This window comes from Mesorhizobium sp. M0227, assembly GCF_040321855.1.
Taxonomy (GTDB): Bacteria; Pseudomonadota; Alphaproteobacteria; order Rhizobiales; family Rhizobiaceae; genus Mesorhizobium.
This window is the reverse complement of the sequence record NZ_JAMYSJ010000009.1, coordinates 166,145-181,151: the sequence shown is the minus strand read 5'-3', so window position 1 is coordinate 181,151 and position 15,007 is coordinate 166,145. Positions and strand designations below refer to the sequence as shown.

17 protein-coding genes are annotated in these 15,007 nt (G+C 62.5%); 11 read left to right on the top strand and 6 right to left on the bottom strand.

The window, feature by feature from the left end; genetic code table 11:
* The first annotated feature begins 2 nt into the window (after window positions 1-2).
* Window positions 3-1,268 carry a cysteine desulfurase-like protein gene (locus NKJ00_RS15250; RefSeq protein WP_128303301.1) on the top strand — a complete coding sequence of 422 codons (1,266 nt, stop codon included), beginning with the start codon at window positions 3-5 and terminating at the stop codon, window positions 1,266-1,268.
* 15 nt (window positions 1,269-1,283) lie between these two features.
* On the opposite strand, the gene NKJ00_RS15245 is transcribed toward NKJ00_RS15250, so the two are convergent.
* The 5 genes from NKJ00_RS15245 to NKJ00_RS15225 form a co-directional block, all read right to left on the bottom strand.
* Window positions 1,284-2,312 (bottom strand): histone deacetylase family protein, encoded by a 1,029-nt coding sequence (locus tag NKJ00_RS15245; protein WP_128303302.1) that lies wholly within the window; start codon window positions 2,310-2,312, stop codon window positions 1,284-1,286.
* Complete coding sequence (locus NKJ00_RS15240) at window positions 2,309-2,824, bottom strand: GNAT family N-acetyltransferase (RefSeq protein ID WP_031212950.1); 516 nt, start codon at window positions 2,822-2,824, stop codon at window positions 2,309-2,311. Before NKJ00_RS15240 ends, NKJ00_RS15245 begins: the two co-directional genes overlap by 4 nt.
* A 226-nt stretch (window positions 2,825-3,050) precedes the next feature.
* Entirely contained in the window at window positions 3,051-3,980 is a 930-nt protein-coding gene (kce, locus tag NKJ00_RS15235; protein ID WP_352630242.1) for a 3,5-dioxohexanoate:acetyl-CoA acetone transferase, read from the bottom strand.
* 10 nt (window positions 3,981-3,990) lie between these two features.
* Window positions 3,991-5,370 carry an aminotransferase family protein gene (locus NKJ00_RS15230; protein WP_128303304.1) on the bottom strand — a complete coding sequence of 460 codons (1,380 nt, stop codon included), beginning with the start codon at window positions 5,368-5,370 and terminating at the stop codon, window positions 3,991-3,993.
* 1 nt (window position 5,371) lies between these two features.
* Window positions 5,372-7,015 (bottom strand): N,N-dimethylformamidase beta subunit family domain-containing protein, encoded by a 1,644-nt coding sequence (locus NKJ00_RS15225; RefSeq protein ID WP_023810369.1) that lies wholly within the window; start codon window positions 7,013-7,015, stop codon window positions 5,372-5,374.
* 154 nt (window positions 7,016-7,169) lie between these two features.
* On the opposite strand from NKJ00_RS15225, the gene NKJ00_RS15220 reads away from it, so the two are divergent.
* From NKJ00_RS15220 to NKJ00_RS15190, 7 genes are all read left to right on the top strand, one after another.
* The gene (locus NKJ00_RS15220) at window positions 7,170-7,418 is read left to right on the top strand and encodes a ParB N-terminal domain-containing protein (protein WP_013532091.1); all 249 of its coding nucleotides are present in this window, start codon (window positions 7,170-7,172) and stop codon (window positions 7,416-7,418) included.
* Window positions 7,419-7,546: 128 nt separating this feature from the next.
* A complete protein-coding gene (locus NKJ00_RS15215) occupies window positions 7,547-8,032 on the top strand; it encodes an SRPBCC family protein (RefSeq protein ID WP_023810371.1) in 486 nt (161 codons plus the stop codon).
* A gap of 43 nt (window positions 8,033-8,075) precedes the next feature.
* A complete protein-coding gene (locus tag NKJ00_RS15210) occupies window positions 8,076-9,032 on the top strand; it encodes an alpha/beta fold hydrolase (protein WP_128303305.1) in 957 nt (318 codons plus the stop codon).
* Window positions 9,033-9,229: 197 nt separating this feature from the next.
* On the top strand, window positions 9,230-9,628 hold the full coding sequence (locus NKJ00_RS15205; protein WP_023810373.1) for a GFA family protein: 399 nt from the start codon (window positions 9,230-9,232) through the stop codon (window positions 9,626-9,628).
* 184 nt (window positions 9,629-9,812) lie between these two features.
* Entirely contained in the window at window positions 9,813-10,010 is a 198-nt protein-coding gene (locus NKJ00_RS15200; protein WP_013532087.1) for a hypothetical protein, read from the top strand.
* Window positions 10,011-10,199: 189 nt separating this feature from the next.
* Window positions 10,200-11,072 (top strand): undecaprenyl-diphosphate phosphatase, encoded by an 873-nt coding sequence (locus NKJ00_RS15195; RefSeq protein ID WP_023810374.1) that lies wholly within the window; start codon window positions 10,200-10,202, stop codon window positions 11,070-11,072.
* Between the two features lie 72 nt (window positions 11,073-11,144).
* Window positions 11,145-11,921, top strand: coding sequence for a phosphodiester glycosidase family protein (locus NKJ00_RS15190; RefSeq protein WP_023810375.1), 777 nt, complete (start codon window positions 11,145-11,147; stop codon window positions 11,919-11,921).
* Between the two features lie 72 nt (window positions 11,922-11,993).
* Here NKJ00_RS15190 and NKJ00_RS32225 read toward each other — a convergent pair whose 3' ends face one another.
* Complete coding sequence (locus tag NKJ00_RS32225) at window positions 11,994-12,269, bottom strand: hypothetical protein (protein ID WP_245490376.1); 276 nt, start codon at window positions 12,267-12,269, stop codon at window positions 11,994-11,996.
* Here NKJ00_RS32225 and NKJ00_RS15185 point away from each other — a divergent pair.
* The 3 genes from NKJ00_RS15185 to NKJ00_RS15175 all read left to right on the top strand — a co-directional run bounded on the left by NKJ00_RS15185 (window position 12,157) and on the right by NKJ00_RS15175 (window position 15,004).
* Window positions 12,157-13,158: a glycoside hydrolase family 25 protein gene (locus NKJ00_RS15185; RefSeq protein WP_502895807.1), complete on the top strand. Its 1,002-nt coding sequence runs from the start codon at window positions 12,157-12,159 to the stop codon at window positions 13,156-13,158. The genes NKJ00_RS32225 and NKJ00_RS15185 overlap by 113 nt on opposite strands.
* A gap of 154 nt (window positions 13,159-13,312) precedes the next feature.
* Entirely contained in the window at window positions 13,313-13,921 is a 609-nt protein-coding gene (locus NKJ00_RS15180) for a class I SAM-dependent DNA methyltransferase (RefSeq protein ID WP_023810377.1), read from the top strand.
* A 117-nt stretch (window positions 13,922-14,038) separates the two neighbouring features.
* Window positions 14,039-15,004 carry a DUF3592 domain-containing protein gene (locus tag NKJ00_RS15175; protein WP_352610592.1) on the top strand — a complete coding sequence of 322 codons (966 nt, stop codon included), beginning with the start codon at window positions 14,039-14,041 and terminating at the stop codon, window positions 15,002-15,004.
* The last annotated feature ends 3 nt before the right edge of the window (window positions 15,005-15,007 follow it).

Genomic DNA, 15,007 nt, shown 5'->3' with positions numbered 1-15,007 from the left:
CAATGAATTTTCCGATCGAGCTGGTCCGCGAAAGATTTCCCGCTCTCTCCCTGACCGACAAGGGCCGTCGCCGCATCTATCTCGACAATCCGGCCGGCACGCAGGTGCCGCAAGTCGTCGCAGACGCCGTGTCGCGCTGTCTTTTGACCACCAACGCCAACCTTGGCGGCTATTTCGAAACGACGATTGCCGCGCAGGCCGTCGTCGATGAGGCGCATCGGGCAATGGCCGATTTCCTTGGTGCGGCGAGCCCGGAAGAAATCATCATCGGCGCCAACATGACGACGCTGACCTATCACATGTCGCGCACGCTCGGCCGCACGATGAAGCCCGGCGACGAGATCATCCTCACCCGCATGGACCATGAGGGCAATGTGTCGCCCTGGCTGCAGCTGGCCGAGGATCTCGGCCTCGTCGTGCGCTGGCTGCCGTTCGACGAAAAGAGCTGGCAGGTCGAAGAGGCGACGCTCGCCGGGTTGCTATCCGACAGGACCCGGCTGGTCGCGTTGAACTATGCCAGCAACCTGACTGGTTCCATCAACCGGGTGAAGGCGCTGAGCGCCATCGCCAGGAACGCCGGCGCGCTGGTCTATGTCGATGCCGTGCAGTTCGCCCCGCACGGCCTGATCGACGTTCAGGAGCTCGGCTGCGATTTCTTGATCTGTTCGGCCTACAAATTCTTCGGCCCGCATATGGGCATTTTGTGGGGCCAGCATGATGTCATCGATGATCTGAAACCCTACAAGTGCCGCTGTTCATCCAACGGCCTGCCGGAGCGGTTCGAGCTGGGCACGCCGCAGATCGAACTGATGGCCGGCCTCACGGCCGCGGTCGATTACTTCGCCGACCTTGGCGCGGCAGCGGGCGAGGGTGGATCGCGAAGGCAGAAGATCGCCAAGGCGTTCGCGGTGTCGATCGCCTATGAAAACCCGCTGGCGCAACAGCTGATCGACGGTCTGTCCGATATCGAGGGTCTGACCATCCACGGCATCACCGATCCGAAGCGGATTGGCGAGCGCGTGCCGACGGTGTCCTTCACCGTCGACGGCATCGTGCCGGAGACGATCGTACGGCAGATGAACGCCGAGAACATCTTCCTGTGGTCGGGGCACAACTATGCCTGGGAGATCGTCCATCAACTCGGCATCCCGGCCGAGTATGGCGCCGTGCGCATCGGCATCGCTCACTACAACACATCTGCCGAAATCGACGAGACGCTGGAGAGCGTGCACCGGGTCATCGCCATGCTCAGGCAGCAGCGCTCCTGACACTGGCTTGAGTACTCACCGCATCTTGCCGCCGAAGCCGGTGAGGAACGCGGTGAGATTGTCGCCGAGTTCGTCGCAGAGGTAGCCGCCCTCCTGGACGATGACCGTCGGCAGGTCGAGCTTTGCGATGGCCTCGCCGATGCGCGAGAAACCCGGCGTCGTCACCGAAAGTCCGCCGAACGGATCGCCCTCGAACGCATCGAGCCCGAGCGCCACGACCAGCGCGTCGGGCGAAAAGGCACGGATGCGCTGGAACGCTACCTCGAGCGCTTCGAGAAACGCCGCGTCGGCGGATTTGCGTGGCAGCGGCAGGTTGAAATTGTAGCCGAGGCCTGGCCCTTCGCCGCGCTCGTCGGCATGGCCCCAGAAGAACGGGTAGAAACGCACGGGATCGGCATGCAGCGAGACGGTCAGCACATCCGGTCGTGCATAGAAGATGCCTTGCGTGCCGTTGCCGTGATGCAGGTCGACATCGAGGATCGCCACCCGTGCGGCCTGTTTACGCAGAGCCTGTGCGGCGACGGCCGAATTGTTGATGAAACAGAAGCCGCCGGCGACATCGGCAAAGGCGTGGTGACCGGGCGGGCGGCATAGCGCGTAGGCGGCCGGTACGCCTGACATCACCGCCTCGGCCGCATCGACCGCGCTCCAGACGCTCCACAGCGCGCTTTGCCAAGTCTCGCCCGAGATCGGGCAAGCAGTATCGGCCATGTGGTAGCCGGCCTGCCCGACTGCCGAGGCCGGGTAGGAGCCGTTGCGCGCGATCGGATGGATGTTGGGGATCACTTCGGCCGAAGCGCCCTCGATGCGCTGCCAGCGCGCGTAGATATGCTCGAGGAAATCCAGATATTCGGGCGTATGCACAGCCGCGACCGGGCCGAGCCCATGATCCCGAGACCGCTCGATCGTGCAACCGGCGGATAATGCGCCGGCTAACAATCTTTCGACGCGCTCCGGCTTTTCCGGATTGGGCTGCGCCGCACCGCTTGACAGAAAGGCCTTGGGGTCGTGACGCTTCTGTTCCTCGGCGTAGAAGGCTTTCATTCCTGCTCCTCATTCTCGGCCGTGTCGGCGAAGGCAAAGAAGGCATCGCCGATGATCTTCTGGGTCTGTTCGTAGCTCGACCAGGCGATGCCCAGCCTTTCATAAAAGGCCTTGGCGCCCTCATTGTCGGTGTCGACGGATAGCCTCAGATACACGCCGCCTTCTTTCCGGCACTGCGCCGCAACGTGCCGCAGCAGCCGCTCGCCGATCTTGCGGCCACGAAAACGATCCTCGACATAGAGGTCTTGCACATAGACGCCAGGCCGCCCCATCCAGGTCGAAAAGATCGGGAAATGCAGGCAGAGCCCGGCAAATTCGCCGCCGACTTCGGCGATCAGGGTGGAGAAGGATGGCTTTTCACCAAAGCCGTAAGTTCTGAGATCGTCCGGTGTCGAAATGATCTCCTCGGGCGCGCCGATATGGGTGCCGAGTTTCAGGATCGCCGCGTGGATCGTTTCGACGTCGTCGAGAGTGCCGAGTCGAAGGAGGATATTGGGCGGGGGGACAATCATCGGAGGTTCGGTGCCCAGGCACCCCCCTCTGTCCTGCCGGACGTCTCCCCCGCAAGGAGGGAGATTGGCAGTTTTGATACTACCGCCCATCCTGCAACGTTGGAAGTTAGCGAAAGCCGAAATGACATCCGATCTCCCCCCTTGCGGGGGAGATGTCCGGCAGGACAGAGGGGGGTGCGAAGGAACGCAATCATTTCAGATTGTCTCCCTTTCAAACGCCAGCATCTCAAAACGCCACCCGGTCGCCGCCCTTGAGCGCCAGCATGTCGCGCGCTTCGGTGGGGGTTGCAACCTCCAGCGACAGCCCATCGAGAATGCCACGGATGCGGCGCACCTGATCGGCATTGGATTTCGCCAGCTGGCGGCCGTCATAGAGACTGTCCTCCAGCCCGACGCGGACATTGCCGCCCATGGCCGCGGCGATCGAGATCAGCGGCATCTGCTGGCGGCCGGCGGCCAGCACCGAGAACTGGTAGCTGTCGCCGAACAATTTGTCGGCGATCCGCTTCATGTGGACGAGATTGTCCGGGTCAGCGCCGATGCCGCCCAGAATGCCCAGCACGAACTGGATGAACAATGGGCCAGACACCAGCCCCCGGTCGCGGAAATGCGCCAATGAGTAGAGATGGCCGACATCGTAGCATTCGAATTCGAAGCGCGTGCCGCAGCCCTTGCCCAGTCTTTCCAGCACCCCTTCCATGTCGGCGAAGGTGTTCTTGAAGATCGTGTCGCGGGTGGCTTCCAGCAGCTTCGGTTCCCACTCGTGCTGCCATTCCCTCGGCTTGTCGAGCATCGGGAACAGCGCGAAATTCATCGAACCCATGTTGAGCGAGCACATTTCGGGTTCGGCTCTGAGCGGTGCCGCCAGCCGCTGGTCCAGGGTCATCAGCGACGAGCCGCCGGTGGTGAGGTTGATCACTGCATCGGTCGCCTGTTTGATGCGCGGCAGGAACTGCATGTAGACGTCCGGATCGGCGGTCGGGCGGCCGTCACTCGGATCGCGGGCGTGCAGATGCAGAATCGAGGCACCGGCTTCGGCCGCCGCGATCGCCTCCGCTGCGATCTGGTCCGGCGTCACCGGCAGATAGGGCGACATCGACGGCGTGTGCACCGAGCCGGTGACAGCGCAGGTGATGATGACTTTTCTAGGCGCCATCTTTGTCGCCTCAGCCTTCGACCGGTAGGTCGAGTTCGGAGGCCAGAACGTCCAGCGAGTCGCCGATGATGGAGACGATCTCGCCGACCTGCTCCCTGGTGACGATCATCGGCGGCGCGACCATGAAATTGTCGCCGTCGACGCCGCCCTTGACCCTGCGGCCATAGATGATCAACCCGCGTTCATAGGCGAGGTCGAGCAGCCGCTGCGTGGCCTTCTTGTTCTGGTCGATCGGCCTCAGCGTCTCGGGATCGGCAACCATCTGGGCGCCGGTGAGCAGGCCCTTGCCACGCATATCGGCGATGAACGGAAACCGCTTCGCCAGCCCCTTCAGCCCGTCCATCAGCACGTCGCCCATGGCGGCCGCATTGGCGATCAGGTCGAGCCGGTCCATTTCACCGAGCACAGCCAGCCCGGCGGCGCAGGCCAGCGGATTGCCAGCATAGGTGTGGCCGTGCTGGAAGCCGCCGGCGTCAAGCAGCGGCTGCACCAGCCGCATCGGGGCGGCGAGCGCGCCAAGCGGCGCATAGCCCGAACCCAGCCCCTTCGACAGCGCAACGATGTCGGGCTTGCAGTTCCAGTGGTCGCCGCCGAGGAATTTGCCGGTGCGGCCGGCGCCGCTCATCACTTCATCGTGGATGAGCAGGATGCCGTAGCGGTCGCAGATCTCGCGGATGCGCGGATAGTAGCTGTCGGGCGCCACCAGCGCTGCGGTCGCAGCGCCACCGATCGGTTCCATGATGAAGGCGACCACGCTCTCCGGCCCTTCGGCCAGGATCTTCTCCTCCAGCATGTCGGCATAGCGGATGCCGCGCTGTTCCATCGAAAGATTGTCGCGGTCGTGCCAGGCGTTCGGCGCCGGCACGGTCGGCATCACCCGCATCATCGGCTCGAAAGTTTCGGCCAGCGCATCGTCGCCGGTAATCGACAGCGAACCCAGCGTGCCGCCATGATAGGAGGGGAAGCGCGTGATCACCTTCCAGCGGCTGGCCTGGCCGGTGGCGACAGCCCATTGCCGCGCCAGCTTGATGCAGGATTCCGTCGCCTCCGAGCCGCCCGAGACGAAGAAGATACGGTCCATGCCTTCCGGCAGCTTGCCGGCCAGCTCACGTGCCAGTTCTTCGGCCGGCTCGTTCTCGAAATGCAGCCGATAGGCGAAGGTGGCGCGGTCCATCTGCCGCTTCATGGCATCCAGCACGTTGCGGTTGGAATGGCCGATATTGGCGACCATCGGGCCGCTCGAGCCGTCGATAAAGCGGCGGCCGTCCTGCGTCCACATATAGATGCCCTCGGCACGGTCGATCAGCGGCCGGCGCAGGCTGGACAGATAGAACAGATGCGAGTCTCGCCGGACTTCGGTTTCTTCAACGGCGGATTGGATTTTCGACATATCAGGGCTTTCCGAGGTAACGATCGAGGACATTTTTTGTGACGCGTTCGACCATCGGGTCCTGTCTTAGCAGGCCGGCGACCCATTCGCAGCTTCCGGCGTGGAACACCTCGCCCTTGCCGCGCGGGAAATTGACGATCATGCCATTGCCGCGTTTGACCTTTTCCAGATTGGCGTCGCTCGCCTCTCCGAACAGTGTTTCGGCGGTGAAGCGACCGTCTTCGTCGGTGAGGAACTGATCCTCGATCGGAATGTCGGCGCTTTCCTCGACCTGGGATGCCATGCCGACCGCGAGAACCTGCAGGCCGTCTGGCGCGCCGCTGGTCGCTGTGGGGTAGGGCAGGCCGCCGCGTATCTCGAAGTCGAGCCCATCGACTTCATAGCCATAGACATGGCTGTCGGAGCCCAGCAGGTCACCATAATAGATGCCGGTGCCGGCAAAGGCCCAGTGCTCCGGCCGGTAGACCGGAAAGCCACGCACGCCGCGCGGCGCGCAACCGCCCCAACCGGTATAAACCCCGCGCGTGGCGTTGAGCCCGAAGGTCGCCGAACCCGGCCGGCCGATTTCCGGCGCTTCCCAGGAGTTGGTGGCGCGGGTGATGTCGCCGCCTGGGAGATAGGCGGGGTCTTCGGCACGCGCGCGATATTTGTAGCAGACCTGCCGGCGGGCCTCGTCTTCCAGCCGCGTCTGCCACATGAAATTGCCGGCAAAGCGCGCCGCATGGCCGCCGCGCTCGACATAGGCGTCGACGGCATCGCGCATTTCCCAGGTCCAGTATTCGTCATGGCCGACGAAGACGGCACAGTCGTAGCCGTCGAGAATTTCGGACGAAAAATGCAGATCGTGCTGGCTGATGAGATCGACGCCATAGCCGGCCTGTTCGGCGAAGCGGAAGAAATGGCTGTCATAGCTGGCCCAGCCCGAAGAGGCGTATTTCTTCGAATGGCCCGTGGCGAGCGCCCATTCCATATGCGGATAGCGGGGAATCGTCTTGGGTGGCACGGCGACTTCCAGCGGCACGCGCGGCGCGTCTTTCGGCAGCACGACGAAGCCGCGGCACCAGGGGCGTTGCGTCGACACGATGGGCGAATACTGGTTGCGATCCGGCCCGGTGATGCCCTGGTAGTGGTTGGAGCCGCCCCAGGTGTTGTAGGCCAGCCATGTGCCTGTCGCAGCCACCTGCAGCACACGGCCGGGTTTACGGCCCGGCTGCGGGCTGACGATGAAAAGATGATGGGATTGGATCGGTTTGCCGTCGCGGCCGTCGGCGGTCAGCGTGACCCGATAGGCGCCGGACGGCCAGTCCGCCCCGACGCGAAATTCGAAGGATACGTCCCAGCCGCAGCCTTCAACCGAACACTGGTCAGGTGTGTCCTGCCGGCGTGCCGCGATGCCCGATTTTTCGAACGCTTTGGTCTCGCTGCCGCCATCCCGGGTGATTGTCATGCCGAAGTTCGGAGCTGTCGAACTGACATGCAACGCCACCGTTTCGCCGGCGCGATAGGAAAAGCGGTCGCTGTAGCACCAGATCTCGCCGCGCTCGCCATCCATCCCCGGCCATTCGTAGTAATGGCCACGCACCGCGTGGCGGCGCTGCTCCGGCGTCAGTCCGAAATCGGGGAATTCGGTCGGCAGATGGGTCATGAACACCTGAAAGGTCGAAGGCCGCCATTTCGGCGATCTGCTGTCGTTGCGTCAAATGGAAACGATCGGACCAGCATTCGTTAGCCGCACCCTTGGCCGCCTCCATCAAACGGACTATCTCAGGGCAGGCGGCGTTTCCGCCACGGGGGTCGGAATGCTCAGAGTGCAAAAGGTCAAAGTCGACGAGATCTACGTGCCGACAGCGCGCAAGAAGACGCTGCATCCCGAGACCGTCCGCCATCTGGCCGAGGACATTCTGGAAAACGGCATGAAGACGCCGATCCAGGTCCGCCATGACGGCAAACGCCACATCCTCGTCGAAGGCCTGCACCGGCTGGAAGCGGCAAAGTGGCTCGGCGAGACCGAAATCGAGGCTTATCTGGTGCAAGCCAAGCGCCACTGACACTTCCTTCGTTCCCACGGACCGACGCGGAGCAGGGACGTCATCGCAAAATTTTCGTGGACGATGTCGGTTTGCGGTTCATCGGCTCGTCCTTGGGACGGAAGCCAGATCAAACGCAGGACGCCCTTATGACCACCAAGCTCGACACCGCCCCCACCAACGACCGTGAAGTGGTTCTTGCCCGCATCATCGATGCGCCGCGTGAGAACGTCTATCGCTGCTGGACCGATCCGAAACTGATCACGCGCTGGTTCTCGCCAAAGCCGTGGACGACGCCGCGCGCCGAGATGGATGTGCGCACCGGCGGCTCGAGCCTTGTCGTCATGGCTAGCCCGGACGGTAACGAATTCCCCAACCCGGGAATCTTCCTCGAAGTCGTTCCCGGCAGGAAGATCGTCTTCACCGACGCCTACACAGAGGCTTGGCAGCCTTCGGAAAAGCCGTTCATGACCGTCGTGCTGACCTTCGAGGACGAGGGCAACGGCAAGACGCGCTACATCGCTCGGGTCAGGCACTGGAGCGTCGCCGACCGCGAACAGCATGAGAAGATGGGTTTCCACGAGGGTTGGGGACAGTGCGCCGACCAGCTCGAAGAACTCGCCAAAACGCTTTGATCCGCATGACGCTCTGATACCGGCAGGACGAGAGGAGATCGATATGTCCAAAACCCTGTTTTTCGCCATTTTTGCTTCGGCCGCAGCACTGCTTGCCTGCCCGGGCACCACCAATGCGGAGGAGACAAAACCCGCCATGACGACTGAGACGAACGCACTGCCGAAGCCGGAAAAGTCTGGCCTGCTGCCGATCGACGGCCTGAATTATTATTATGCCATCTATGGCAAGGGCGAGCCGCTGCTTCTGCTGCATGGCGGTCTCGGCACCACGGATATGTTCGCGCCGATCCTGCCGAAACTTGCCGAAAACCGCACCGTCATCGGCGTCGACCTGCAGGGTCACGGTCGCACCGCGCTGGGTGACCGACCATTCACCGTGGAAGCGATGGGCGACGACATGGCCGCCATCGTCAAGGCGCTCGGTTACGACCAGGTCGATGTCATGGGCTATTCGCTGGGCGGCGGCGTCGCCTTCCGCATGGCCGGCCAGCATCCCGAAGCGGTGCGCCGCCTCGTCCTGGTATCGACCGGCTACGCCACGGACGGCTTCTATGACGAGATGCGTCCCCAGCAGGCACAGGTGAGCGCGGCTGCGGCTGAGTTCATGAAGGACACGCCGATGTACAAATCCTACGTCGCGGTGGCGCCGCATCCGGAGGAGTTCCCGAAGCTCCTCGATGCGCTGGGCGGCTTCATGCGTCAGAACCGCGATTACTCGGCCGACGTCGCCAAGCTGAAGATGCCTGTCATGCTGGTCTATGGCGACAGCGATATGTACAAGCCCGAGCACGAGATCAAGTTTTATCAGATGCTCGGCGGCGGGCTGAAGGACGCCGGCTGGATGCGCGAGAACCTGTCGCAGAACCGCCTGGCGATCCTGCCCAACCGCACCCACTACGACACTTTCTTCGCCCCCGAACTCACGGCCGCCGCGCTGCCGTTCCTCAACGGCCAGACCAAGGTCAAAACCTGGGACGAGGTCGTCGGCGAAACGGAGTGAACGCCAAGGCCGCCGGTTGTTGGCTGGCAGCCGGCGGATCGTCATGCGGCCGCCATGACGGCTTTCGGCGTCATGACTTCAGCCCCACTCGCATCAGCATAAGCGATGACGTTGCATCAAAGCTTTTCAATTGACCCAATCGGCCGCGCCGATACCTTGCGCGCCTATTCTCCCCCACCAGTGGATCGATCCGGACAATGGCAAGATATGACGGCGGATGCCTGTGCAAGGCGGTGCGCTACCGCGCGGACGCGGCCCCCATCAACGAACGCGTCTGCCACTGCCGGGTTTGCCAGAAGGCGATCGGCGCCGCCTTCAACGCACGCGTCCTGTTTCGCATCGACGACGTGACGATCGACGGGCCGCTGGCGACCATAAACTCTTCGCCGGATCTCAAGCGCGGCTTTTGCCCGAGCTGCGGCACGACGATGTTTTCCCGGCGTGATTCCGCTGATATCATCGGCATCACCACCGGTTCGCTCGACGATCCCACGGTTTTCAAGCCGCAAATGCATATTTTCACCGCCTCGAAGCAGCCCTGGGTGGTGCTCGATGACAGCCTGCCGAAATACGAAGGCGCCCCTCCGCCAGGCTAATTTTCCCCTTTCCCTTTGTTGTGGAAGAAGGTGGATCGACGCGCTACGCCAGCGAGAAGGAAGAACGCAACCATGGCCAAAATTTAATCCAAATCGACACGAGATAGCCGGCAAAGCGTCATTGGCGGGCCATCATTGTCTCCCTATTTATGGGTCGCGGGTACGGCATTCGAGGAGACGACGGATGAACGACAGCATCAGCACCCTGGACGAGCTTTTGAGCGATCCGATGGTCCTGCTTGTGATGGAGCGCGATCGTGTGCGCCCCGAACAGGTGCGCATGCTGCTCGAACGGGCTCGCCGGCCTTCGACCGATGAGCCCGAAGTGCCGCCGGCGCATGTGATCGCCAGGACATGCCAGAAACTCTGGCTCTGCCCGTAGTCGCTTTGCGATTTTCCCTGTGTATCTCAAGCCGGCTCCAAGGTGGGCCGGTTTTCGAACGGCGTGCACTTCGGCACGCCAGCTTACAAATCCGTAAATTGATTATCCGGCCCATGACGATAAGGCTTGTCGGGGATTGACCGGTGGTCGGTCCACGCAACTCTGATCTCTCATGCACGGAATTCGATTTTGGCCGACATCTGCACACAAGGCCTGGACACGGGCTTCGTCGGGCTGGGGTTCGCCAAGGTGGCGTTCCTCGGCGTGGTGCAAGGCATCACCGAACTGTTGCCGATTTCCTCGACCGCCCATATGCGCATCGTGCCGGCCGTGCTCGGCTGGCAGGATCCTGGCTCCGCCTTCTCCGCCGCCATGCAACTCGCGGCTCTTGCCGCGGTGGTCAGCTATTTCTGGAGTGATGTCAGGAATATCCTGTTTGGTTCGTTCGACGCTCTGGCGCGACGCGATTTCGCCGACCGGCATTTCAAGCTGGCGCTCTGGATCGTGCTGGCGACGATCCCGATCGTCATCGCCGGCGTGGCGCTGTCGGGCGTGCTCAACGCCTGCAATTCGCCGCTACGCAGCCTAACGGTGATCGGCTGGGCCTGCATCGCAATGGCGATCTTGCTGGCGCTGGCCGAGATCTTTGCCCGTCACCGGCGCAGCATGGGCGGTGCGTCGCTGACCGATGCGCTGCTCGTCGGTGTTGCCCAGATCGGCGCGCTTGTCCCCGGCGTCTCGCGCTCGGGCTCGACCCTGACGGCGGCACTGGGGCTCGGCTTCAAGCGGGCCGAGGCGGCGCGCTTCTCGTTCCTGCTCGGGTTGCCGGCGATTGCACTCGCCGGCCTTAAGGAACTCTGGGAACTGCACAAGGTCCATCTCGACGCCCATGGGTGGTCGGTCCTTGCCGTCGGGCTGGTCGTCGCCTCGATCTCCGCCTTCTTCGCCATATGGGGGCTGATGCACGTGCTGGAGCGTTTCTCGGCCTGGCCGTTCGTCATTTATCGCGGCCTGCTCGGTGTCGTCCTGCTGCTGGGCGTGGCGATGGGATGGCTCGTCTAAGGCAAGTTCCACAGTATCGCTTGAAACGGGCTATATCCGTACCGGACCTCGAACTTCGATTCCGGTACGCACATGGATTTTTTGACCCTCCTGCAATCACTGCCGTTGCTGCTGGCGTTGGCCAAGGGCGCACTGCCGTCGGTGGCGGCATTTGGCCAGTGGGCCGCTTCACTGCCGCCATGCCGGGACTTCACCTTCGAGGCGACCAGCTATCTCGTTTGCGAGGTCGATCCGAAACGATACCAGCTCGAGCTGTTCTGGAAGGATGCGGCGGGCAAGCCGTTTCAGTCGCTGCACAATCTGCATGCCGCGCAACAGGCGATCGGGCGCACGATGGTGTTCGGCATCAATGCCGGCATGTATCACCCTAACCTCGCGCCGGTCGGCCTCTATGTCGAGCGTGGCCAGGAGATGGCCTCGGTGAAAACGGGATCGGGAAGCGGCAATTTTTCCCTGCAGCCGAACGGCATTTTCTACCTGCGCGACGGCAAGGCCGCGGTTCGTGCCACTCGGGAATTCGTGAAAAGGCGCCCGACCGTCGACTATGCGACGCAATCGGGGCCGATGCTGGTGATCGACGGCAAGCTGCATCCAAAATTCCAGGCTGACGGCACTTCGCGGAAAACCCGCGACGGTGTCGGGGTGCGAAAGGACGGCGTCGCGGTCTTTGCGATTTCGAACGGCACAGTGACCTTCCATGCCTTCGCCCGGCTTTTCCGCGACGCGCTTGGCTGCGACAACGCGCTGTTCCTCGACGGCACGATATCAAGCTTGTTTGCGCCTGCCATCGGCCGCAAAGACGACTACTGGAATCTCGGGCCGATGATCGGCGTTTTCAGGAAATCCTAGCCGGTTTTCCACCGCGCTTACCCACACGCGGTATGGGCGAAAAAAATTGATTCAAACTTTATTGGTAATTTCTCATTCATAACTGATCCGGTTTGTCCGTCGGCTGTCGTTTTGCCCTCGGTCTGTTGTGTTTTGAGTACAGGTCCAGATGCGGATTCCGGGCGTCGTCAGTTTTTTGATCGCATCGCTATGCCTTGCCGGCTGCTCTTCAACGGCCGGCGTCGACGCGCTGGATTTGCAGAAACCGTCCAACGAGACCACCAGTTCCGTGATTCGGCCGCCGGCACCGATCGCCGCTGCTCCGGCGGCAAGGGGCAACAGGGCGGCAAGGGCCGAATTGGCCCCCATGTCTGACAACGGTCCGAGGCGCCCGTTTGGTTTGGCGGAGGAGGAAGAGACGGGGGTGTTTGCCGCACCTGATGTGCCTGATCCCCAAGTGCCTGATGTCGGCGGGTTGCCGGTCGAGCCGGCAGCCTTGGTGTCGCCGCCCAAGCTGTTGACCCGCGCGGCACCGGCCATGCTTGCCGGGCCGCTCACCCGTTACGGTTTTCGTGATGCCAAGCCTATCAATTTCGGCAAGGCTTCGCCTCGCCGCCTTGCAGTGCACGGCGTCGACGTCTCGCGTTGGCAAGGCAACGTGAATTGGGACAAGCTGCGCGCCCAGGGCGCCAACTTCGCCTACATCAAGGCGACCGACGGTGGCGACCACCTCGATCCGATGTTCATGAAAAACTGGCGCAACGCCGACGCCGCCGGCTTGAAGCGCGGCGCCTATCATTTCTTCTACTGGTGCCGCACGGCCGGCGAGCAGGCGGACTGGTTCATCCGCAACGTGCCCAGGGTCGAAGGCGCACTGCCGCCGGTGATAGACGTCGAGTGGAACGGCGAGTCCAGCTGCAAGCGCCGGCCGTCGCGCGAAAAGGTGCTGGAAAAGATGCAGGTGTTCATGGACAAGCTGGAGCGCCATTACGGCCAGCGTCCCATCATCTACACCGCGCCCGATTTCTACCGCGACAATCTCAGGGGCGAATTCCTCGACTATCCGTTCTGGCTGCGTGCCGTGGCCCAGCATCCGTCAAAGGTCTATCCCGGCCGCAAATGGCTCTTCTGGCAGTATTCCGGCTCCGGCCTGTCGCACGGCGTCACCGGCCGTATAGACCTCAATGTCTTCCATGGCGACGAACGGCAATGGCGCGCCTGGGCCGGCGGCCGGCAGACGGTAGCCGACGCCAACTGAGACAGTCGTCAGTCCCGGCGCGCTTCGCTCTGCCTGATGCCCGCGGTCTGGGCAAGCGCGATATCGGACTGCTCGATGGACACGCTTCCGCCGGCAGCATTCGCTGAGGAAAGTGTCCGGCTCTTTGACCGACATGGACGCATGGGAGGAAAAGATGGGTGTGTCATCGGAGGCTCTGGCGCAGAGCCGTCAAACGATCAGCGCCTACGAGGATTATGCCGAACAATATGATGCCACCGTGCGCCATGTTCCCAACGAGAGGGAGCAGGCATCGCTGAAGCGCCTGGTGGCAATCGCTGGCACAGGCGGCCGGATTTTGGAAGTCGGGTCCGGAGCCGGATATGACGCGGATTTTCTGGAGACTTTGGGTGTCAAAGTCCGGCGCACCGACGCAACCAAGCGGTTTCTGGAACTGCAGGCCGCGCGTGGCAAGCATGGCGAGTTGCTCGATCTCATCACCGATGATCTCGGCGGCCCCTACGACGCAGTCCTGGCCCTCTGCGTCCTCATCCATGTGCCTCGCGACGAGACCGACCAGGTACTTGCCAAGATAGCCGGGTCGCTGCGGCCGGGCGGCGCCTTCCTCGTCTCGATGCGCAATGGCGACGGCGAGACATCAGGCGAATATCACATGGTCTACTGGCGCAGGGACGACTTCGCGGCCCGTCTCGAAGGCGCCGGGCTCGTCCTCATCAGGGAGGATTTCAACGTCGGCCGCAATAGCGAAGAATGGAACACGTTCCTGGCCGTCAAGCCTGCATGACCCGCCGAACGCTGTCGCTGTTTGCGCTGCTCAGCCTTTTCAGATTTCGCGAATAAGCAAGACATTGCCGCAGCCTTGCTGTCTATGTGAAGTTCCTGCACTCCTGGGGGAGACGAGTTGGAACTCAAGATCATGCTTGTCGGCTTTGCCTGCGTGGTCGCGGGCGCGCTGTCGTTCATCACCTTCATGAAATGGCGAGAGGTGAAAGCGCTCAGCCGCTGGTTGCCGGCCCCGGGAAAGATCATTTCCTCGCGCGTCGAGGCACGTGAAGTGAGAAACTCGGGCGTTGGCTCGGACAGCAGCGATACCACCGAAATGCGCAATTTTCCGGCGATCACCTTCGAATACAAGGTCGGCGGCAAGAAATTTCAAAGCTCGCGCTACAGCGTGAAGGAGAATTTGGGGAATTTCGAAGTCGCTGAAACCCTTGCCCAGTTTCCCCGCGGCGCGGAGGTGACTGTCTTCTACAATCCGGCCGATCCGAGCAAAGCGGTGATCGAGCGCACACTGCCGGACGGCGCCTTCAAGTTCATGGTCCAACTTTCGGCAGGATTGGTGATCGGGGCGGTTGTGCTGGTGTTTTCCGTCGGCGGTGTTCTGGAAGCGATTGGGCCGCATTTGCCCAAGCCGCAGAATCTCGGTGCCGCGGCGTTGCTGCTTTTTATGGGCTTGTTCATCCTGAGCATGGGTTTCGCCCAGAAAGCGTTAGCCGAGCAGGCGGCAAAATGGCCGATCGTCGCTGGCCGCATCGACACTTCAGGTCTGCAGGCGCTCCGAAACCATTCAGGCTATGGCCGCTGGCGCACCGTCTCCAAATCCCGCATCGTCTACTCCTATGGCGTCGCCGGCCAGCGCTACAGCGCCGATCGTGTGACCTTCGGCGCCACCGTGACCGCCTCGCTGCCCGGCCTCGTCGGCGGCCAGGCACGGCAATATGTCGAAGGTAGCAAGGTCGACGTTCACTATGACCCCGTCAACCCCGGCTCAGCGGTGCTCGAATGCCGGGTCCGGGGGCTTGGGCTGCTATGGATCTGCTCGGCAGGCTTTCTCGGCGGCGCCGCCTTTCTGCTCGGGCTGGTATGACAC

What these genes read in the sequence shown, in the direction of transcription:
- NKJ00_RS15205 (WP_023810373.1), top strand. Translation starts at nt 9,230, where the DNA reads ATGGCAAGATATGACGGCGGATGCCTGTGCAAGGCGGTGCGCTACCGC.
- NKJ00_RS15180 (WP_023810377.1), top strand. Translation starts at nt 13,313, where the DNA reads ATGGGTGTGTCATCGGAGGCTCTGGCGCAGAGCCGTCAAACGATCAGC.
- NKJ00_RS15190 (WP_023810375.1), top strand. Translation starts at nt 11,145, where the DNA reads ATGGATTTTTTGACCCTCCTGCAATCACTGCCGTTGCTGCTGGCGTTG.
- kce (WP_352630242.1), bottom strand. Translation starts at nt 3,980, where the DNA reads ATGGCGCCTAGAAAAGTCATCATCACCTGCGCTGTCACCGGCTCGGTG.
- NKJ00_RS15200 (WP_013532087.1), top strand. Translation starts at nt 9,813, where the DNA reads ATGAACGACAGCATCAGCACCCTGGACGAGCTTTTGAGCGATCCGATG.
- NKJ00_RS15240 (WP_031212950.1), bottom strand. Translation starts at nt 2,824, where the DNA reads ATGATTGTCCCCCCGCCCAATATCCTCCTTCGACTCGGCACTCTCGAC.
- NKJ00_RS15245 (WP_128303302.1), bottom strand. Translation starts at nt 2,312, where the DNA reads ATGAAAGCCTTCTACGCCGAGGAACAGAAGCGTCACGACCCCAAGGCC.
- NKJ00_RS15215 (WP_023810371.1), top strand. Translation starts at nt 7,547, where the DNA reads ATGACCACCAAGCTCGACACCGCCCCCACCAACGACCGTGAAGTGGTT.
- NKJ00_RS15250 (WP_128303301.1), top strand. Translation starts at nt 3, where the DNA reads ATGAATTTTCCGATCGAGCTGGTCCGCGAAAGATTTCCCGCTCTCTCC.
- NKJ00_RS15225 (WP_023810369.1), bottom strand. Translation starts at nt 7,015, where the DNA reads ATGACCCATCTGCCGACCGAATTCCCCGATTTCGGACTGACGCCGGAG.
- NKJ00_RS15220 (WP_013532091.1), top strand. Translation starts at nt 7,170, where the DNA reads ATGCTCAGAGTGCAAAAGGTCAAAGTCGACGAGATCTACGTGCCGACA.
- NKJ00_RS32225 (WP_245490376.1), bottom strand. Translation starts at nt 12,269, where the DNA reads ATGGGGGCCAATTCGGCCCTTGCCGCCCTGTTGCCCCTTGCCGCCGGA.
- NKJ00_RS15210 (WP_128303305.1), top strand. Translation starts at nt 8,076, where the DNA reads ATGTCCAAAACCCTGTTTTTCGCCATTTTTGCTTCGGCCGCAGCACTG.
- NKJ00_RS15230 (WP_128303304.1), bottom strand. Translation starts at nt 5,370, where the DNA reads ATGTCGAAAATCCAATCCGCCGTTGAAGAAACCGAAGTCCGGCGAGAC.